The sequence below is a fragment of the Pseudomonas sp. NBB genome, assembly GCF_032701105.1.
GTDB classification, from domain to species: Bacteria; Pseudomonadota; Gammaproteobacteria; order Pseudomonadales; family Pseudomonadaceae; genus Aquipseudomonas; species Aquipseudomonas asiatica.
In genome coordinates this window covers 3,242,374-3,261,904 of the sequence record NZ_CP103994.1, presented here as the reverse complement: position 1 = coordinate 3,261,904, position 19,531 = coordinate 3,242,374, and the positions used below count along the sequence as shown (strand labels likewise).

Here is a 19,531-nt window from a genome sequence, read left to right as displayed (position 1 = left end):
CTCACATTGCTGGGTGGGTTTCGAGCTGGGTGAAACGCTTCAGCAGCGAGCATGCACCGCTCGCCGGAAAAACACCAGTCTGGCTTAACATGACCACCCGCGCCTGCCTGTTGGACAGGCAGGCAACGGTATCCCTGTCAAAGCGGGAGGTTGAACAGGTCATAGGGTGGGTGCGTCAACCATTGCTGGCGCAGGGCCGGGTCTGCGTCGATCAGGGCCAGGCGCCGCCAGAACTCTGCACGGGCTTGCCGTGGGCGGGACACGAACGGTTCAAGTTCAAGCAAGGGCCTGAGGTCGCGCCGATACTGCAGCGGCAATCGCTGCCACAGGGCCAGTTCGGCCGGGCCGGTCTGTTCGAAGAATTCCAGGTAGTCGCCTTCGCACACCAGCAGGTCCACCTGGTGCATCGCGTTGTAGGCCTCGATCTGCGCAAGCACTGGTGAACCCAGCCATTCGCTTTCCAGGCGCAGGGCGTTTGCGACTGGCCGTGGTACGTTGAAACCGTCAGGCAGCCGCAGCAGCTGGTTGTCGCCAATGTCCAGGATGATGGGCTCGATCATCTGGTCCAGGCCTTGCGGCAATTCGCTGAGCGCACAGTCGTTCAGGAACAGTGTCCTCAGGTACCCCAGCCCGCGCAGGTCCGGGGCCTCTAGCAGCGGGTTGCCCGAAAGGTCCAGTACGTTGAGCCCGGAGCAGCGGTTCAGTGCCTGCTGGGCCTGGGTACTCCAGGTGATGCGGTTGCCTTCCAGGTCCAGCCAGGCGAGCTGCTCAGGGCGGCCCAGGTGGGGCACGGTGTCGAACCGACAGTCGGTCAGCAGCAGGCGATTGAGGTTGGGGAAGCGTTCGTGGAATTCGGCCGGCAACTGGCTGAGCGAACGGTTGTAGCTGAGCGACAGGTGCTGCACATGGGTGAAGTCGTCCGGCAAGGCCAGGCTGGCCAGGGCCTGGTTGTCCAGGTCCAGGCCGGAAAGGTCCAGGCTGTGCAGGCGGCCACCCCCTTCAAGCGCTATTGTCGATAGCCGTCGCCAGGCGTTGAGGATGGGGCGGATGGCCAGGTGTCGCTGGTGAGGGCGCTGGGGATCGGGCCGCGCCCATTCATGCAGGTCGCGGCGCAAAGTTTCCAGACGCTGCTGCAGGTCATGCAGGCGCTGTGTGGGTGAGCGAATGTCATCGACGTACAGGTTGTCCTCGTCGTTGCCTAGCCAGTTTTCGAATTCCCAGTCGGTGGCGTCAGGGAACAAGCGGCGATAAGCCCCGGCCAGGGAGCTTGCCAGGCGCGGCTGAGGCGGTTCGGGGTCAAGCGGCCGACCGCCGCGCAAGCTGCCCATGGGCTTGCGCAACAGCGCGCGGTGCCCCCAGAGCCGTTGGGCGAGTGCATCCCTGTGCTGGTCGACCCAACCCAGTACGCGCTGGCGTAGCGAGCTGCCATCGGCCGTCGTGATGCCCAGCGTATCGCGATGCGGGCGCGGCAGTGCCTGCTCGATGGCGCGGCAGAGGTCTGGATCAAGCGGTGCAGGTGCAGGGCGCTCGCCCCGGTCGACCTCATAGCCTTCGACCGATTTGATCACGCGGCGCAGGGTGCCGGCCTGTTCGCGGCCGACATGCTCCAGCAAAGGGCCTATGGGACTTGCACCGTGCAGCTCCAGGCGCAGGTCCGCGGGCCAGTCGGGCATGGCATCCAGGGCGCTGAACAGCAAGCGTTCGCTGTCGCTGCTGGCCCGGGCTGGCTGAAGCACACCTTCCAGTGCACGTACCAGCGGCAGCTCGCTGTGCACCTGCTCCAGCAACTGGCGAACCTGTGTGGGCAACTGACTGTGCTCTTGCCAGGCGAACGTTTCGGCCTCGCTCAGCGGCGCCAGCAAGCGTCTGGCCAAGGCAGGGGACAGCCGCGCATAGGCGTCGAGCAGCTTCTGCGTTGCCGGGGTGGCGGGCGCGCTGCCATTGTAGAGCCGCTCGAACAGGCCTGGCGGGGCTTTGTCGGCCAACGCCTCTACCTCGGCCTGTGCCGTCATGCGTTGCAGGGTATCGAGCAACAGCGGGGGCGTTGGTTGGCCTTCCAGGTGCACCCGGCGCAAGCGCGCGGCGTCGATGCCGCAGAGGCGCCCTGCCTTGGTCAGCTGTTCTGGTGTGAACGCGGCATACGCCTCGCCAAGACGGCGCGCCAGCTTCGCGAATGGCCACTGACCGGGCTGTTCATGCTGGCCGCGCCAGGCACCTTGGGCATTGTGCGCCAGTGGTGGCTGCCAGGCATCGGGCGTGTCGGGGTGAATGGCCCGCCATTGCTGCAGGTTGTGGTCAAAGCGTTGTTCGAAGAGCTGGCCGTCCATGCGGATGAAATACCGGCCCTGGTACAGGTACTGGCCAAGTGCATTGGGCTGCAGGGTTTGCGGCAGTGTCACGGCACTGCGGTAGGGGGTGAGGTCTTCATTCCAGAGCCGGTAGCGCCCGTCGCTGCCGCGTACCTGCTGCAGGCTTTCCATAAACGGGCTGTTGAACAGCTTGGGTACCACCTTGCCCGCCGCCACGAAGCCGCCGATCAGGGCCAGGTTCAGGCCGACCGCCTCCAGGTGGCGCAGCGCCAGGTGACGGTCGCCTTCATGCCAGGCCTGGTAGCCTTCGAAGGCCTCGCCGAGCAGTTGGCAGGCCGTGACGGCCAGCATCAGGGTGCCTGCACCTGGAATGAAGAACGCGGCAATATTGAGTGCATCCAGGCCAAGGTTTTCCCACTCATCCAGGCGCCTGGCCCGCGCGTTGGCATCGGCCATCGCGGTGGGGACCGCCAGCAGGCTGGCTTCGTGCTTGAGGCGGGCCAGGTGCAGGTCCTGGTAATGGCCGAAAGGCTCGGCTGTGATAGCCACGCGTGTGGGACGCAGGTCCGCTTGCGCTGCGCGCTGCCAAGGGCGGTCATAGGCAGTATTGCCTGTGGCGTCGAGGTTCTGCTGCAACAGGTCGAGAAAGTGCGTGCGCTGGTCCTGCCTGATGTAGGCCGTGAAGGCTTGGCGGGCATCGGGCTCCAGCAGCAAGGTCGCCAGCGTGTCGTGTACCGCGTCCAGGTTGCTGCATTGGCGCAGGGCCGGGTCATGGCCGGGCAGATACAGCGCCAGCCCCGCACCGCCGGCATCGATCAGCATGACCTCGTGCAGGGGCGTGCCGAACAGCGCCAGTTGCCAGCACTGTACGGTGCCACCCCGCAACAGCCGTTCGATCTGGTCAAGGGTGCTGCCATCAAGCAGGTGCCGCATATAGGCAAGGTCGGCCGCCAGGCGCAGGCGGTCTTTCTGCACCCTGATGGCCAAGCCCCGTGTGGCGGGTTGGGCGAGGTGCTGTTCCAGGTGGGCCTGGTAAGCCTTGCCCAGGTCCAGGTCACGGCACAGGGTGGCGAAAGCGGCCGGTTCGAGTGGCAGCCGTTCCACCTGATAGTGCTCCGACTGCAATGGAAAGTGTGCAACGGGTACTTGCATGCCGACAGGGACGGCGCCTTGTATCTGAATCGGCGTGACGTGAATGTTATCGCCCAGGGCAATGGCACTTTCAGCTGTGAACACCTCGTCGCTGGCGAAGTTCTGCAGCGCGGCCTGCAGCAGGTTGTCGCGTCGATGGCTTGATAGATAGCGCAGGGCGGCCCAGTGCCAGCTACGCTTGACCCGCAATAGCTGGCTATTGCGCAACTGCGCGTGAAAGCCGTGTTCGGCAAGACGCCGTTGCAGCAATGGTTCTGCGAACTCTGTGATTTGTTGCAGGCCTTTGAGTGAGTTGGCCAAGGCTGCTTGCGCCTGCATCAGGCGCGCCTGGCTGGCGCACGCTGCTTCACGCAGGTCGGGGGCAGCATTGGCGAACCAGTCCTGCCTCTTCCACGGGGCGACCTGGGTTTGCTTCAACGCGGCCCACTGATTGGGCGTTACCTGGCGAGCCCAGTGCGGCAGCTGCGCCTGAAGTAGGGGTTGATGGGGGTTGATGGCTGGCATGTCGACGCTCCTTTCAGGCAAAGGGGGCATCAAACGTCAATTCCAGACAGGCGAGTGGTAATGGGATAACGCGGCTTGGATCTATCGATGGAAATTCGCTGTCTGAATCGGTCATTCATGCAGGGAATTTGACGTCATGAAACTTTACATGGCGTGAGGAAGCTTTAAGGAAATGCAATCAAAGTGCCACTTGATAAAGTGTTTGGGCGCACCTTAAATTGTTAGTTGACATGGGGGCTTCTGGATAATTTCAGAATATCAACATGATACGTGCTTTTTACTGAGTTGCTGTCCTTTTCCGATTGACCATGCTGTGTCTCAAAGGACGTCGAAGAAGAAATGAAAGCGACCTTGACGGCAGCGGCGAGGAGACTCGTCTCGCCCTCCATACGCTACGAAATCAGACACCTGGCCAGCAAGGTGTCAGAAGTGATGGCGCGTGCCTGTTTCTGGCGCTGGGAAGTCGCCAGGTTCAGGTTGCAGCAGGAAAGCCCCTACGAAATCATCTATATAGGCCGGAAGCAGCAACGGGAAATGGCCAAGTTGCTGATTGCCGGCAAGGGTTCGGGCAATGCTGCAATTGTTGACAGCGCAAGCGCGACGGTAGCAGCCAACCACGTGGTGGTGGTCAGTGAAATGCCGACGTCGGGGGCATTGTCGGTACCGCATTACCTGAGCGCCGTGGTGCCGCTGGGGCGCTCGCTGGAGGATATAACCGCGCGCTACGACAGCGAGTTGCGGCGCAGCATCCGCAAGAACCGGCCGCTGTACCAGATGCGCCAGGCCCGCTCGGATGACGAGATCGCCATGGCCGACCGCAACCTGCTGCGCCCTTATGCCAGCGCCAGGCAAGGTATCCATGCCGCGCAGTTTCCCACTGAAGAAGTGTTCCGCATTGCCAGGGGCGTCGGTCGGCTCGACTTGATCACCTTGGGCGATGAAGTGATTGGCTGCCACCTGGGCTGTGAAGTGGTGCGTGGTGGCAAGCGTTATTGGAGCACCCTGCGTTTCGGCTATTGCGAGGCGGTGTTCACCGATGCGCGGAAGTTGCGCGAGGTAAATTCGATCACCACCTTCATGGCCCTGGAGTGGGCACTGGAGCAGGGCTTCGACTATTACGATATCGGCCTTTGCCTGGCGCGCCCGGATGACGGTTTGTTGAAGTGGAAGCGCCGCCGCGGTGGCGATATCGACTCGCTGGGTAACCATGCCTACCTGTTTGTCCGCTTGCCCAGAACCGGCACGGCGAAGTTCCTCTGGGACACTCCGATGTTCGCGGTCGAAGACGACAAGCTCACGCTGCACCTGGGGTTGCCCGAGGGCGCGAGTGACGAGGAAGTTGCCAGCCGCTACCAGGAAATGGTGTTTGGCGGCCTGCACAAGATCTACTTCTATGGGGGCAACGGTACGGGCGAAACGTTCGTGGAAAGCCTGCGTCACCGTTACGCCAACCTGCCGTCACCACCCACCATGGAAAGGGTCATGTGCAGCTGAGCGGTTGCCAGGATGCGTTGATCTGGCGCCTTGCGCCAGGCTTTTGACCTTGTGATCAAGGGAGGACGCTTCATGGGAAGCGACATCTCGAAGTTCAGTGCATCGCCTGCGGCCAGGCAGCACACCTGGACCCTGGCCGCCTACCGCTACATGGCGCGCAAACGGCTAGGCAGGAACAGCGGCATCGACCTCAAGAGCGTGGCGGACAAAAGTTGGGACATTGCCCCGGGGGAAGTCACGGTTTCGCCCCCGGCCGTTTTCCTGCCAGGCCAGCTGGAGCGAGTAACGGGGTGGGAAGGCAAGCGTTTCTATCCCTACGTGCACCCTGCGCGCACCATGGAAGGCGGCATCAGCACGCTGCAAGGGCCAACCCGGGGCTACCTGATCAAGGAGGTATGGCTGGTCGACGGGGCGTTGTACAAGGGCAAGGCCAGCCATTGGCTGTCGTTGAAGCCGGGCCCCTTTCCGAGCATCGTCGTGGAAAATGAAATCGACCGCGCGGCCATCTATTGCACGCAAAACGGCAACACGTGGTTCGGTACCTGGCTGATGGAGGATTGTCCGACCTATGCGCTGGCCTGTAACGAAGGCATACCGGTAACCACCGCGCCCTCGGCCAGATTCCCGCTGTTTGCCCAGGCCCCGGCCTATGAAGACTGGCTGGAAATGAACCCGCTGCGCCTGCGCAGTGCGTTTTTCCGTGAGCTGGTGCTGTTCGATGACCAGGCCAACAACCGCAGCCGGCATGCCCGCTACCGGGCCATGGGCGACAAGTTGTTGTCGCATGTGCCGCATGCGCCACACCCGGGGGTGTTCCTGCTGCGTGGTGGAGATGGTGACCTGCGCCTGCTGCGCAATGAGCTGGCGCTGGCGGAGCATTTGCGCGCCACCCGCGGTTTTCGCATCGTCAACCCGCTGAAGTCCGATGTGCCGAGTATCGTCGCGGCCTGCGCCGGGGCGAGGGTGGTAATCGGTGTGGAGGGTAGCCAGCTGGTGCATGGGGTCAACGTACTGCAGGCCGGTGGTTGCCTGCTGACGTTGCAGCCGCCCAATCGGTTTGTCAGCTACTACAAGTACCTGACGGACCGAGACCACCAGCATTTCGGCTTTGTAGTCGGGATACCGGACGGCGATGGTTTCACGATCGATGTCGGCGAAGTTGAGCGGACGCTAGACCTGTTTCCGCGATAGGCGTGTAGTATTCAGGCGCATGGCAGCGGCGAGCGGGGTGAGGGATGATCGAGGTATCACGGTTCTGGCGCGACCCGGCGTTGCCCTTTGTCGAGGCCCGGCGGGTAGGGGACGGGCGCCAGGTGTGCTACGCCGCGCATTCCCATGAGAGCTTTTCCATCGGAGTGATAACGGGTGGGCGCAGCTCCTATCTGTACGGTGACCAGTGCATAGAGGTGGCTGCTGGTACCACGGTGCTGATGAACCCAGGTGTGGTGCATGCCTGCAACCCCATCGACGGGGAACACTGGTCCTACCTGATGATGTTCGTCGATATGCCTTGGTTGCAGGCGCTGGGGTTCACCTTGCCGGCCCGGCCCTGGAGTAGCTCGCCGGTGTTGTACCGGAGCCTGTTGCAGGCCTTTGCCGACCTGTTCGACGCCGGCGTGCCAGACCGGGAAGGGCGCCTGGCGGCGCTGTTTGGCGCACTTCCAGGTTTGCTTGGCGGCGATGCCAGCGTCAACGACGAGGGCAACCCACGACTGGACACGGCGGCAGCGTTCATTCGCGCCCATCGTGGCGACCCGCTGAGCCTGGACGACATCTGCGCGGCGTGCGGCCTGTCGCGTTCCTACCTGATTCGCGCGTTCCGCCAACGCTTCGGCCTGACGCCGCATGGTTACCTGCTCGACCAGCGCGTGCAGCTGGCCAGGGCGCAATTGCGTCAGGGCCGGGCTATTGCCGAGGTTGCACAGGAGGCCGGGTTTGCCGACCAGGCGCACCTGCAGCGGGCCTTCAAGCAGCACCTGGCGGCGACACCGGGCCATTACCGCAATGCATTCGGCTGAATTGCCATTTTTGGCGGTGGTGGCCCTATCGCCGGCAACCCAGCTCCCACAGGTACTGCGCAGGCCTTGAGGGCAGCGATAGGGTCGGTGCAGCCAGGCTCAAATGACCAGATAGACCGCACTGCCCACGAGCAGCAGCGCCAAGCCCCGATTCAGCAGGCGCATGTGCCGTGGGTTGCCCAGATACTGGCGAACCACGCTCCCGGCCCACGCCCAGCTGGCCACTGAAATGAAGCAGATCGGCCCGTAGATCCAGGCAAACAGCCACAGCAGCTGCTGCTCACCGCCGGTATAGGCACCAACCCCGGCCACCGCTGCCAGCCATGCCTTGGGATTGAGCCATTGCATCGCCGCGCCGTGCCAGGCCGAGGGAGCCTGGGTGGGATGGGCACTGCCCAGTTGCCCATCGTCGCTGGCCAGCTTCCATGCCATGTACAGCAGGAACGCCACGCCGCCCCAGTGCAAAATCAGGCCCAGCAAAGGCCAGCGCAGCAACAATTGATGCAGGCCCAGCCCGACCAGCACCAGCAGCAGGCAGAAGCCCAGCGTGGCGCCAGCCACATGTGCCAGGCTGGCACGCAGGCCATGGCGGGCACCGCTGCCCAGCGCAACGATGTTGACCGGGCCGGGGGAGATCGAGGCCGCAAGTGCGAAAGCGGCCATGGACAGGGACAGGCTCATGAGGGGGATCCGTTTGGTTGAGGTGGGCCTTCATGCTCGGGCATTGACAGCCTGCGGTATTGAAGAAAAGTACCTCACGCACGGCCAGCGCATTTTTGTGTAGGAGCGGCCTTGTGTCGCGATCGGGCCGCAGAGCGGCCCCAGCTGTTGATGCAGCGCTCCTGAAACCTGGGGGGCGCTGTGCGGCCCGTTCGCGACACAAGGCCGCTCCTACAAGGTTGTTACAGGTTTTGTAATAGTTTTGCGCTATTACGGAAAGCTGCTGAGCTTGTAGGATCATTTTCCCAATTTGCTAACAAGGTCTATATGAGCACCTTCGCGGAGCCCCCCAGTCCCCGGTCTTCCCGGCCTTCTTTCATCCGTCCTCGTGACGCTGCCCTCGTGAGTACCCGCTAATGGAATGGCTAGCCGACCCCACGGCCTGGCTGGGCCTGTTGACGCTTATCGTCCTCGAGCTGGTGCTGGGTATCGACAACCTGGTGTTCATCGCCATCCTCGCCGACAAACTGCCGCCGCATCAGCGCGACCGCGCACGGGTCATTGGCCTGAGCCTGGCGTTGATCATGCGCCTTGGCCTGTTGGCCAGTATCTCGTGGATGGTCACCCTGACCGCGCCGTTGTTCGAGGTGTTCGAAAAGAGCTTCTCGGGCCGCGACCTGATCATGCTGTTCGGTGGCGTGTTCCTGCTGTTCAAGGCCACCATGGAGCTGCACGAACGCCTGGAAGGCCACGTGGCCCAGGCCAGCGGCACGGTACGCCACGCTGCGTTCTGGCCGATCGTCGCGCAGATCGTGGTGCTTGATGCGGTGTTCTCGCTGGACGCGGTGATCACCGCGGTGGGCATGGTCGAGCAGTTGTCGGTGATGATGATCGCGGTGATCTTCTCGATCGGCATCATGATCGTTGCCAGCAAGCCGCTGACCCGCTTCGTCAACGCCCACCCCACGGTGATCATGCTGTGCCTGGGCTTCCTGATGATGATCGGCTTCAGCCTCACCGCCGAAGGCCTGGGCTTCCATATCCCCAAAGGCTACCTGTACGCGGCCATCGGCTTCTCGATCCTGATCGAGCTGTTCAACCAGCTGGCCCGTGCCCGCCGCAAGCGCAGCCTGCAGCAGCACCGGCCGCTGCGTGAGCGCACCGCGCATGCCGTGCTGCGCCTGCTGGGTGGCCGCCGGGTCGAGGCTGACGAGGTGGGCGAGGAAATCGCTGACCTGGTCGAAGGCGGTGAGGAGCAGGTGCTGTTCGACCGCCGTGAACGGGTGATGATCAGTGGCGTGCTGAACCTGGCCGAGCGGCCTATCCGCACGGTGATGACCGCCCGCGCCGAGGTCGATGTGATCGACCTGGCGCAGCCGGCCGACGCCATTGCCCAAGCCCTGGCCAATTCGCCGTACTCGCGCCTGCCGCTGATCCGCGATGGCCGCGTGGACGAGCCACTGGGCTTCGTGCACAAGAAGGAACTGCTCAAGGAGCTGCTGTCGGGCAACCAGCCCGATCTGGAAGGCATGGCCCGAGTACCGCTGAACCTGCTGGAGAGCTTCAGCATCCTCAATGCCCTGGAGCAGATGCGAGGCCAGTCGACGCACATTGCTTTCGTCGTCAACGAGTTCGGTGACTTTACCGGCCTGCTGACCATGACCGATATCCTGGAGTCGATTGCCGGCGAGTTGCCGGATGCCAGCGAGGTCGAAGGCCCGGGCATCGTTCAGGAAGGTGAAGGCTTTGTGGTCAGCGGCGCGTTGAACCTGAGCCAGGTGCAGGCACGTACCGGCTTCTGCGCCCGCGCCACCGAGGACTACCAGACCCTCGCGGGCCTGGTAATGAGCCTGCTCGACCGCCTGCCTATGGTTGGTGACCGCCTGGCCTGGAATGGCTGGACGCTGACCGTGGAGGCGGTCGAGGAGCGGCGGGTGCGTCAGGTTCGGCTTACACCGAACGGCGACGTTGACGCAGCAGGTGCTTGAAACCCTCGATCACCAGTACCAGCACCGCGGCCCAGATCGGAAGGTAGGTCAGCCACTGATCCGGGCCGATGGTTTCGCCCAGCAACAGCGCAACGCCTACCAGCAGCACTGGCTCGACGTAGCTGAGCAGGCCGAACAGGCTGAAAGGCAGCAGGCGGCTGGCCAGCACGTAGGCGATCAGGGCCGAGGCGCTGATCGCCCCGAGGATCGGGATCAACGCATACAGCCCAGGGTGTGCCTGCAGATCCGCAGGGGAAAGCGGACCCTGGATCACGAAATACAGCGCCCATGGCAACAGCAGGCACATGTCGCACCACAGGCCGCCCAAATGGTCGGTGCGGCAGCGCCTGCGCAACACGAAATAGATCGGGTAGCCGATCGTCACCACCAGGGTTTCCCAGGCGAAACTGCCATGCTGATACAGCTCGTGGCCCACGCCCAGAGCAGCGCAGGCCACGGCCACCTTCTGCAGGCGTGACAGGCGCTCGCCATACACCAGCCGCCCGGTCAGGACCATGGCCAGCGGCAGCAGGAAATAGCCCATCGACACTTCAAGGCTGCGCCCGTGCAGGGGCGCCCAGAGGAACAGCCACAGCTGCACGCCCATCAGCCACGATGTGCCGACCATGCCCAGCAACAGCAGCGGCGTATGTTTTACCCGGGCGAGCAGTTCGCCCACCCGTTTCCAGTCTTTCGAGACAAGCATGAACAGGGTCAGGCAGGGCAGCGTCAACAGGGTGCGCCAGCCAAAGATCTCCTCGCCATCGAGCGGCGTGAGCAGAGAGGTATAGAAGTACATCACGGCGAACAGACAGGACGCCATGACCGACGAAAGAATGCCTTTTGACACGAATGCCTCGAATAGGGAATTGAGCAGGTGGATCAGCCGCGCATGATCTCAGGGGGCGCGGCTTGCGGCAACCGCGACGCAGCCGGGCGTGCGGCCAGCGCTTCGAGGAACTGGGCAGCCGGCATGGGCCTGGCGAACAGGTAGCCCTGCTGGAAGTCCACCTCATGACGGGCCAGGTAGTCGCGCTGGGCTTCTGTTTCCACGCCCTCGGCAACGATGCCCAGGCCCAGCTTGGCCGATAGCTCGATGATGGTCTCGAGGATGTGCACCGACAGCGCATCGCCACCGATCATGGCGACGAAGCTCTGGTCGATCTTCAGGTAATCGACCTTGAACTGGCGCAGGTAGTTGAGGCTTGACTGGCCGGTGCCGAAGTCGTCCAGGGCGATCTTCACACCCATGGCGTCGAGCTTCTCGAACAGTTCCAGGGCCACCGGCGTGGGCTCGATCAGCTTGCGCTCGGTCAGCTCCAGGGTCAGCACCACCCGGCCTGGCGGGAAGTGCTGGAGGAAGGTTCGGCAATCGTCCAGCAGGCTGAAGTCGCGGCAGTGGTCGGCGGTGATATTGACGCCGATATGGAAACCGTCCTCCAGCAGCCCGGCAAAGGGTGCCAGGCTCTGCGCGGTGTGCATCATCAGCGCACGGGTCATGGCGACGATCTGCCCGCTGTGTTCGGCGTAGGGGATGAACAGGTCGGGGCGCACCAGGCCTTCGCGCGGGTGGTTCCAGCGCATCAGCACTTCGGCGCCGGCCCAGCGGTAGTCGCCCTTGCGCACTACCGGCTGGAAGTACGGCAGGAACTCGTCGGCCTCCAGGGCCCGGCGCAGTTCGGCACGGGGCGAGGTGGCGCGGCGAACCTGCCAGCGGCACACCAGGCCGGCCACCGCGCCCAGTATCAGCAGCAGACCGAACAGGGCGGGATAGTGGCTGCGCCACAGCTGGCCCTGCTTGTCGGCGCCGTAGCCGCCATGCACGCTGAACGGGTAACGGGTCGAGCCCAGCTGCACATTCGCGCTGGCCGCGGCAGGGGGCACGCCCTTGTGCACGATGCCATCCTTGCCCAGCCAGGCATCGCCCACGCGGATCTGCAGCTCTTCATCGGGGCCGATCAGGCGCAGCGCCGTCAGCAGGTGTTCGCCATCGACCGTACTGATCGCGCCGCGGTCGCCATCGCTGGCCCGATACACCAGCAGCGGGTGGCCCGGTGTGACCGAGTTGCCGTCCATCAGCCACAGCTTGCCGTCGATGTAGTCGCCGGGGTTGACCGGCTCGTCGAATGCGCCGAACAGCGAGGTGCAATAAAGGGCGTTGTGCCGGAACAGGTTGGTCGAGCGTACGAAGGCGTTGCGCGTGACCTGGGCGCGCAGCATGAGCTGGACCTCGTCGCACGGGCTGTCGACAAGCGGCAGCAGAGCATGGGCAGCGCTGGACAGATTGTCGAGAATGCGCTCGACGTGCTCCACCACCTGGCGGGTGGTAGCCTGGCTGCTGGCGTGCATTTCACGCTCGATCTGCCAGTTCATCACGGCCAGGCCGCATGCCACGGGCAGCACGCCGACGACCCAGGGCAACAGGGTGCGCCAGCCGAGGCCGGCGCGGCGTTTGACGGTAAGGGGCATGCTGACCTGATCTGTATAAAGGATTACGAGAGGATAGCCGCTTGTCGGAACCGGTGAGCAACTAAAGGGCGACAAACCATTTTACGCAATGTAGAATCCATTTACGAATACAACAATAAGGTCCTTCGATGCCGAAGGATCAAGCCCGCCGAGAATGGGTCCATATGACATACCATGGGTTCAAGCTGATAATAGGTGATTTCCTCGCCCGCAGCGTGCGGGGTATCCCGTGCTCCCCGCCGTTTCCGTTCCACATCCCACGCAATCAATAATCTTTCGCTGCAGATGAGGACACGAACATGGCTGATATCTTCGACAATCCGATGGGCCTGATGGGCTTTGAATTCATCGAACTGGCTTCGCCGACCCCTGGCGTACTCGAGCCGGTATTCCAGATGCTGGGCTTCACCAAGGTCGCTACCCACCGTTCCAAGGATGTGCACCTGTATCGCCAGGGTGACATCAACCTGATCCTGAACAACGAACCCAAGAGCATCGCCTCGTACTTCGCTGCCGAACACGGCCCGTCGGTATGCGGCATGGCGTTCCGCGTGCGCAATGCCCATGAGGCCTATGCCCGCGCCCTGGAACTGGGCGCCCAGCCGGTGGAAATCGAAACCGGCCCGATGGAACTGCGCCTGCCGGCGATCAAGGGCATCGGCGGTGCGCCGCTGTACCTGATCGACCGTTTCGAGGAAGGCAGCTCGATCTACGATATCGACTTCAAGTTCATCGAGGGTGTGGACCGCAACCCGGTGGGTGCCGGCCTGAAGATCATCGACCACCTCACCCACAACGTTTATCGCGGGCGCATGTCGTACTGGGCCGGCTTCTACGAGAAGCTGTTCAACTTCCGCGAAATCCGCTATTTCGACATCAAGGGTGAGTACACCGGCCTGACTTCGCGTGCCATGACCGCACCGGATGGCATGATCCGCATCCCGCTGAACGAAGAATCGTCCAAGGGCTCCGGGCAGATCGAAGAGTTCCTGATGCAGTTCAACGGCGAAGGCATCCAGCACGTCGCCTTCCTGACCGATGACCTGCTCAAGACCTGGGACGCCCTCAAGGGCTTCGGCATGCGCTTCATGACTGCACCGCCGCAAACCTACTACGAGATGCTCGAAGAGCGCCTGCCAGGTCATGGCGAGCCGGTCGACCAGTTGAAAGCACGCGGTATCCTCCTCGATGGTGCCTCCCAGCCTGACGACAAGCGCCTGCTGCTGCAGATCTTTTCCGAGACCCTGCTCGGCCCGGTGTTCTTCGAGTTCATCCAGCGCAAGGGGGATGACGGCTTTGGCGAAGGCAACTTCAAGGCCCTGTTCGAATCCATCGAGCGCGACCAGGTACGTCGTGGTGTGCTGAGCACCGAGTAACCCCAGGGTACCGCCGTCACGATTCGATGGCGGCGGTATCAACCCTTCTTCTTGCCCGAAATGGTCAGGCCCAGGTACATGATGAACATGCTGGCGACCCCGACCAATACCAGCGAGGGCAGTACCTGATGCAGGGATAGGCGAAACTCCTGGGTGGCGTACCCTTTGGGGTAACCGCCGATCACCACGTAACCATATTTCTGGGAAACCGATCGCTCGGTGAATTCGGCCTGGGAGGGGCGTTGTGCGTCGCGGCTGTCTCCCTCGCTCCAGATATACAGGTCGCTGAATTCCAGAAGCAGTGTCAGGCCGTCCTGGAAAGCACGCAGTTCGTCACGCAGCTGCCGACCGTACGCTGTTGCGATTATCCCAGGGTCGCTGTTCGGTCTCTGGACTTTGATGATCGCCGCGTTAGGCGACGATGGAGCGTCGAATGCCAGCTCTGTCTGCCGTCCGGACAGGGCAAAAGCCGAGTTGTACGCCAAAGGGTCCATGTCCGTCGCACAATACGCTTGTTGGTCGCGGGTGAGTATCAGTGAGCGAAGGTGCGGGCTGTTGGCGACTCTCTGCTCCAGCGTACCAAGCACTTCGTCACAGGGCTTGCCTGCCAATGGCAGGATCAGGTCCAGATCGCCTTCCATGCGGCCCAGTGCCTGGTCGATGCTGAAAATCGCCTCTTGAACAGAAACCTTGGCATTCTCCTCAAGTTTTCTATCCAGTTGATAGTTCATCATCAGTAACCCGGACAGTACCGGTATTGCGCCGATGGACAATATCAACAGTAACTTCCGCCAGTTGATGCCGAGACTCGGTATTGCTGCCATAGGACCGCCGCTCCGTTGAACCTTGCTGTTCGGGTTGAACAGGTCAACGCTGATCCTATGTGCTTGATGATGCTCCGGCTGTAGGCCAAAAGTGTTGCGGTTTTACAGAAAAGCAGAACCTCGTTGTCAGCCTCGCTTCAGCCTGGCGAGCACTTTTTCGGCCAACTGGGCCGTGGAGGCCGGGTTCTGCCCGGTGATCAGCCGATCATCGGCCACCACGAACGGCTGCCACGGGTCTTCATGCTTGCTGTAGGTACCACCGCGGGCACCCAGCTCGGTTTCCGTCAGGAAGGGGACCACCTTGTCCAGTTCGACGAGTTTCTCCTCGGTATTGGAGAAGCCGGTCACCTGACGGTCCTTGAGCAACAGGCTGTTGTCGCTGAGCTTGATGTTCAGCAGGCCGACAACGCCATGGCAAACCGCCGCGACAATGCCCTTGTGCTCGTACACCCGGCGGGCCAGCTCTTGCAGCGGCTGGTTGTCAGGAAAGTCATACATCACTCCGTGCCCGCCGGTGTAGTAGATGACGCTGTACTCTTCTGCCTTCACCTGGCCAGGGCTCAAGGTGTTGCCCAGGCGGGTCATGAAGCGCTTGTCGTCATACCACAGCCAGTCCAGGTCGGGCGCCATCTGCAAGCTATGCGGGTCGACAGGGACGTAGCCGCCCAGCGGGCTGACATAATCGACCTCGTAACCGGCTTTTTCGACTTTTTCGACAAAGTGCACCGCTTCCCCCAGCCACAAGCCGGTCGCCCGCTTGAGGGTCGGATACTTGGCTGTATTGGTCAGCACCACCAGCATTTTCTTGCTCATGACCACGCTCCCGTCGGCAACCTGAATGGGCCGTTGCTCCCCCGGCCCGAGGGAAAACCTAATGAGCATAGCTCTCAGGTGCCGGTACGCCATATTGCGTGGCGTGTGTTGTGCTAACGTGAACCACATTCACGCAGCGCCCGTACTTTTTCTGAATCATGCTGGAGTCACGACAGTGGTCACAAATGGTACGCCGCGCGAGCCTGCGTCGATGGTCATCCTGAAGCCGTCTGTGCTGGCACCGGTCGACCTCATGGGCGAACGGATTGCACGGTTCGACTGGGGGCGAACACCGCTCGGGCCGCTGCCGCGCTGGCCGGCTTCGTTGCGCATTGCCGTCGACATGATGCAATTGTCACCGTTCCCGTGTGCCGTGGTCTGGGGACCAGACCTCAGCGTGGTCCACAATGAAGGCTATCGGGCATTGCGGCGGGTTGCTCCGGATGCATTGGGCATGTCCTTCGATGCGCTGTGGAGCGATGAGTGGCCGGCGATGGGACCGTGGGTGTTCAAGGCGCTCGAGGGGCGCTCGAGCTTTGTCGAGGACCCACCACTGCGTATTGGCTGCGGCCAAGGCGGGGAGCCGTTGTGGTGTGCGTTCGGTTACACACCGTTGCACGATGAACTGGGCAACGTGGCAGGGTTTCTGCACGCGGTGATCGAAACCACGGCCAGCGTCGAGGCGCATCGCCACTGGCGGGAGCAGGCGCAAGAATTCCAGCGGCAGGTCGAGCGACACCTGGTGGAGCGCGAGCAGTTCTGGCAGCTGTCGCGTGATGCGATGATGACCGTCACTCCCGAGCTGAAGGTGTGTGCCGCCAACCCCGCCTGGTATCGCATCCTGGGCTGGTCTGAAGAGCAGGTACTGGGCACTCCGGTGCTGGACCTGGTACATCCGGCAGATCGCGCTGAGGTAGAGGTGGCTGTTTCCGGGTGCCTGCAGTACCAGGATACCGAGCAGATAGAGACGCGCCTGCGCCACCGCGATGGCCATTACCACTGTTTTCGCTGGAGTGCACGGTTCGATGGCAGCCTGCTGACTGCCGTTGGCCGGGATATCACCGGGGAACGTGAGGAGGCTGCTCGTCAATCCGAAACGCTGATGCGCAACAACGAGCGTCTGGAGGTGGTTGGGCAGTTGGCCGGGGGCATGGGCCATGAATTGAACAACTTGTTGTCCGGCATCGGTGGCAGCCTCGAACTGCTTCAGCGGCGCCTGCAGGAAGGACGGCTGGAGCGGGTGGAGGCGTATGTCGAGGTCGCGCGAGATTCGGTGCAGCGTGCCATGGAGCTGACCCATCGCCTGCTGGCGTTTTCCCGTCATCAACCTTTGGCGCCCAGGCCGCTGGACTTCAACCGGCAATTGCGCTTGAGCGAACCACTGCTGCGGAGCACGCTGGGCGCCGAGATGCGCTTGCACTGGCAGCTGGATGTCACGCCGTGGGCGGTGAACCTTGATGTTTCCCAGCTGGAAAATGCCTTGATCAATCTTTGCACCAACGCCCGCGAAGCATGCCTTGATCGCGGCAATGTCACGCTGCGCAGCATCAACCAGCGGCTGACAAGGTGTTTCCCGGATGAGAGCGGCCTGCCACCAGGCGACTACGTTGCGTTGTATGTGGAGGATGATGGCCATGGCATGCCGGCCGTGGACATTGCCAGGGCCTTTGAACCGTTCTTCACCACCAAGCCGGTCGGGCGTGGCTCAGGCCTTGGTTTGTCGATGGTGTATGGGTTTGTCGGCCAGTCGGGGGGCTACGCCTGGATCGAGTCGGCGCCGAACCAGGGCACCAAGGTCTGCATGCTTTTTCCAAGGTGGCATGACCCGGTACCCGAGGCGCCTGCGGTTGTGCAACGGACGCAGCGCATGGCCGGGAGGCAGCGCCTGTTGCTGGTCGATGACGAGCTCGGTTTGCGTGCTGTGATGTGCGAGTACCTGACCGAACGTGGTTTCGAAGTCATTGATGTGGGCGACGCCAATAGCGCACTGGAGCGCTTCCGCCATGACGGCCCGTTCGACCTGGTGATCACCGACATTGGCTTGCCGGGTGGTTTCAGTGGCCGCCAGGTGGCCAAGGCCATGCGCATGCAGCTGCCGTTGCAGAAGATCCTTTTCATTACCGGCTATGCGGGGCAGCCGATCGAAGCGCAGTTGCTCGAGCAGCCGGGCACGGCATTGATGAACAAGCCGTTCCCGCTGGCGGACCTGGTGGATGAGGCGCTACGCATGCTCGAGGAGTGAAGCGGTTCAGGGCTTGCCCAGTATCTGGGTCACCTGGGCCTGCAGCTGCTTCAGCTCGAAGGGCTTGCTGATCAGGTGCATCCCCGCCTCCAGGAAGCCCTCGCGGGCCATGGCGGTTTCTGCATAGCCGGTGATGAACAGTACTGGCAAGCGTGGGCGCAGGTTGCGGGCAATCTCGGCCAACTGGCGGCCATTCATGCCGGGCAAGCCGACATCGCTGATCAGCAGATCCACCGGTTGTGTCGAACGCAGTACCTTAAGGCCCTCATTGGCGTCGGCGGCACTGTGGCAGGCGAAGCCATCCTCGCGCAGGGCCTGGCAGAGCAATTGGCGTACATGGGGGTCGTCCTCGACTACCAGCACGTGATGGCCCTGGTAACCTCGCACGGGTTGTACGGGTTTGACAGGTGCCTGGCCCTGGTCGACATGGCGCGGCAGATAAAGGTCCACCCGGGTCCCTTGGCCGATCTGGCTGTGCAGGGTGACATGTCCGTGGGATTGCTTGCTGAAGCCGTAAACCATCGACAGGCCAAGGCCGATGCCCTGGCCGATCGCCTTGGTGCTGAAGAACGGCTCGAAGGCATGCTCCAGCGTGCTTTGCGCCATGCCCTGGCCGTCATCGATGACTCGCAGGCGTACATAGTCGCCGGCGCACAGGGCACCGCCAGCGAATTGCCCGGCGCCGATGTGCTGGTTACTTGCCTCGATGCGCAGCTGGCCGCCATTGGGCATGGCTTCGCAGGCATTGAGCAACAGGTTATCGAGGGCCTCCTGTAACTGTTGGTCATCGGCTTCGACCGACCACAGGTTCTTGGCGATTTGCACCTGCAGGGTCACGGTCGGGGTCACGCAAGCCTTCAGGCGTTTTGCCTGGAGCAGGTCGTGCAGGCCGACCTGCTGGGTGTGCAGCGATTGCCGAGAAGAGAAGGCCAGCAGGCGGTGGGTCAGGCGCGCGGCGCGTGACACTGCCTCGCGGCCCATGCGCAGCACGTTGTCCAGGCCATCGCTGCGACCCTGTCGCAAGCGCCGGTCAATCAGCTCGAAGCTGCCACCAATGCTGGTGAGCAGGTTGTTGAAGTCGTGGGCGACCCCCCCAGCCAGTTGGCCGATGGCCTCCATCTTGCGCGTTTGGTGGCGTGCAAACTCGCTGCGTTGCTGGTCTTCGCCGGGAGGTGCGGCCTTGGCGTCAAGGCGTTGCTGCAGGTCTTGCAACTGGTCGCGTGCCAGATACTGCCGACGCCGGTTGCGCAGGGCGGACTGGGTCATGCGCAGCAGCTGGGCGTTTTCGAATGGTGCGACCAGCAGGACCAGGTTGCCCACCGGGAGGTTGGTCGAGCCCTTGGCCGCTTGGCTCCCTTGACCGAGCAGCACGATGGGCAGGTCCGACCAGCACGGTTGCTGGTCGATGAATTCTTGCAGCAATGCACTTGGGCCCTGTTTGAACGCTTGCTCGGCAATGATCGCCAGGCCTGCGCCTTCGGCCAGGCAGGCTTGCAGGTTGGCCAGGTCGACCGCGCACAGGCTGTCGATGCCCGCAGAAGCGAGCAGGCGAGCAGTATCTGCGGCTATTGGCGGGGGCGCCAGGATCAATGCACGTTCGTCCAGCGCCAACGAACTGGCCACAACACACTCTCCTGAAGGGTGGTCCGATATCCACTGGACCCTGGGCACAGCCCCGGGGT

The 19,531-nt window shown here is 62.7% G+C and carries 13 protein-coding genes; 6 read left to right on the top strand and 7 right to left on the bottom strand.

The window, feature by feature from the left end:
- Positions 1-137 precede the first annotated feature (137 nt).
- Positions 138-3,965 carry a leucine-rich repeat domain-containing protein gene (locus tag NY023_RS15300; protein WP_013972828.1) on the bottom strand — a complete coding sequence of 1,276 codons (3,828 nt, stop codon included), beginning with the start codon at positions 3,963-3,965 and terminating at the stop codon, positions 138-140.
- Between the two features lie 339 nt (positions 3,966-4,304).
- Here NY023_RS15300 and NY023_RS15295 point away from each other — a divergent pair, with 339 nt between their 5' ends.
- The 3 genes from NY023_RS15295 (at position 4,305) to NY023_RS15285 (ending at position 7,477) form a co-directional block, all read left to right on the top strand.
- On the top strand, positions 4,305-5,459 hold the full coding sequence (locus tag NY023_RS15295) for a hypothetical protein (protein ID WP_024087205.1): 1,155 nt from the start codon (positions 4,305-4,307) through the stop codon (positions 5,457-5,459).
- 72 nt (positions 5,460-5,531) lie between these two features.
- A complete protein-coding gene (locus tag NY023_RS15290; RefSeq protein WP_024087204.1) occupies positions 5,532-6,650 on the top strand; it encodes a glycosyltransferase family 61 protein in 1,119 nt (372 codons plus the stop codon).
- Between the two features lie 44 nt (positions 6,651-6,694).
- Entirely contained in the window at positions 6,695-7,477 is a 783-nt protein-coding gene (locus NY023_RS15285; protein ID WP_013972825.1) for an AraC family transcriptional regulator, read from the top strand.
- A 99-nt stretch (positions 7,478-7,576) separates the two neighbouring features.
- Here the strand turns inward: NY023_RS15285 and NY023_RS15280 are convergent, their stop codons facing one another.
- Positions 7,577-8,158 carry a LysE family translocator gene (locus tag NY023_RS15280; protein WP_013972824.1) on the bottom strand — a complete coding sequence of 194 codons (582 nt, stop codon included), beginning with the start codon at positions 8,156-8,158 and terminating at the stop codon, positions 7,577-7,579.
- 395 nt (positions 8,159-8,553) lie between these two features.
- On the opposite strand from NY023_RS15280, the gene NY023_RS15275 reads away from it, so the two are divergent.
- Positions 8,554-10,125 carry a TerC family protein gene (locus NY023_RS15275; protein ID WP_013972823.1) on the top strand — a complete coding sequence of 524 codons (1,572 nt, stop codon included), beginning with the start codon at positions 8,554-8,556 and terminating at the stop codon, positions 10,123-10,125.
- Here the strand turns inward: NY023_RS15275 and rarD are convergent.
- Complete coding sequence (gene rarD, locus NY023_RS15270; protein WP_013972822.1) at positions 10,088-10,975, bottom strand: EamA family transporter RarD; 888 nt, start codon at positions 10,973-10,975, stop codon at positions 10,088-10,090. The genes NY023_RS15275 and rarD overlap by 38 nt on opposite strands.
- Before the next feature lie 32 nt (positions 10,976-11,007).
- Positions 11,008-12,594 (bottom strand): cyclic diguanylate phosphodiesterase, encoded by a 1,587-nt coding sequence (locus tag NY023_RS15265; protein WP_013972821.1) that lies wholly within the window; start codon positions 12,592-12,594, stop codon positions 11,008-11,010.
- 299 nt (positions 12,595-12,893) lie between these two features.
- On the opposite strand from NY023_RS15265, the gene hppD reads away from it, so the two are divergent.
- The gene (hppD, locus tag NY023_RS15260; protein WP_013972820.1) at positions 12,894-13,970 is read left to right on the top strand and encodes a 4-hydroxyphenylpyruvate dioxygenase; all 1,077 of its coding nucleotides are present in this window, start codon (positions 12,894-12,896) and stop codon (positions 13,968-13,970) included.
- Between the two features lie 38 nt (positions 13,971-14,008).
- Here hppD and NY023_RS15255 read toward each other — a convergent pair whose 3' ends face one another.
- Both NY023_RS15255 and NY023_RS15250 read right to left on the bottom strand, forming a co-directional pair.
- Positions 14,009-14,794, bottom strand: coding sequence for a CSS-motif domain-containing protein (locus tag NY023_RS15255; RefSeq protein ID WP_023663070.1), 786 nt, complete (start codon positions 14,792-14,794; stop codon positions 14,009-14,011).
- Between the two features lie 126 nt (positions 14,795-14,920).
- Positions 14,921-15,607, bottom strand: coding sequence for a type 1 glutamine amidotransferase domain-containing protein (locus tag NY023_RS15250; protein ID WP_015270546.1), 687 nt, complete (start codon positions 15,605-15,607; stop codon positions 14,921-14,923).
- A 211-nt stretch (positions 15,608-15,818) separates the two neighbouring features.
- Between NY023_RS15250 and NY023_RS15245 the strand changes: the two genes are divergently transcribed.
- Entirely contained in the window at positions 15,819-17,849 is a 2,031-nt protein-coding gene (locus NY023_RS15245; RefSeq protein ID WP_013972817.1) for a PAS domain-containing sensor histidine kinase, read from the top strand.
- Positions 17,850-17,855: 6 nt separating this feature from the next.
- Here the strand turns inward: NY023_RS15245 and NY023_RS15240 are convergent, their stop codons facing one another.
- The gene (locus tag NY023_RS15240; RefSeq protein ID WP_013972816.1) at positions 17,856-19,472 is read right to left on the bottom strand and encodes a response regulator; all 1,617 of its coding nucleotides are present in this window, start codon (positions 19,470-19,472) and stop codon (positions 17,856-17,858) included.
- Positions 19,473-19,531 lie beyond the last annotated feature (59 nt).

Coding starts and splice junctions, on each gene's coding strand:
- NY023_RS15300 (WP_013972828.1), bottom strand. CDS start 3,965: ATGCCAGCCATCAACCCCCATCAACCCCTACTTCAGGCGCAGCTGCCG.
- NY023_RS15295 (WP_024087205.1), top strand. CDS start 4,305: ATGAAAGCGACCTTGACGGCAGCGGCGAGGAGACTCGTCTCGCCCTCC.
- NY023_RS15290 (WP_024087204.1), top strand. CDS start 5,532: ATGGGAAGCGACATCTCGAAGTTCAGTGCATCGCCTGCGGCCAGGCAG.
- NY023_RS15285 (WP_013972825.1), top strand. CDS start 6,695: ATGATCGAGGTATCACGGTTCTGGCGCGACCCGGCGTTGCCCTTTGTC.
- NY023_RS15280 (WP_013972824.1), bottom strand. CDS start 8,158: ATGAGCCTGTCCCTGTCCATGGCCGCTTTCGCACTTGCGGCCTCGATC.
- NY023_RS15275 (WP_013972823.1), top strand. CDS start 8,554: ATGGAATGGCTAGCCGACCCCACGGCCTGGCTGGGCCTGTTGACGCTT.
- NY023_RS15265 (WP_013972821.1), bottom strand. CDS start 12,594: ATGCCCCTTACCGTCAAACGCCGCGCCGGCCTCGGCTGGCGCACCCTG.
- hppD (WP_013972820.1), top strand. CDS start 12,894: ATGGCTGATATCTTCGACAATCCGATGGGCCTGATGGGCTTTGAATTC.
- NY023_RS15255 (WP_023663070.1), bottom strand. CDS start 14,794: ATGGCAGCAATACCGAGTCTCGGCATCAACTGGCGGAAGTTACTGTTG.
- NY023_RS15250 (WP_015270546.1), bottom strand. CDS start 15,607: ATGAGCAAGAAAATGCTGGTGGTGCTGACCAATACAGCCAAGTATCCG.
- NY023_RS15245 (WP_013972817.1), top strand. CDS start 15,819: ATGGTCATCCTGAAGCCGTCTGTGCTGGCACCGGTCGACCTCATGGGC.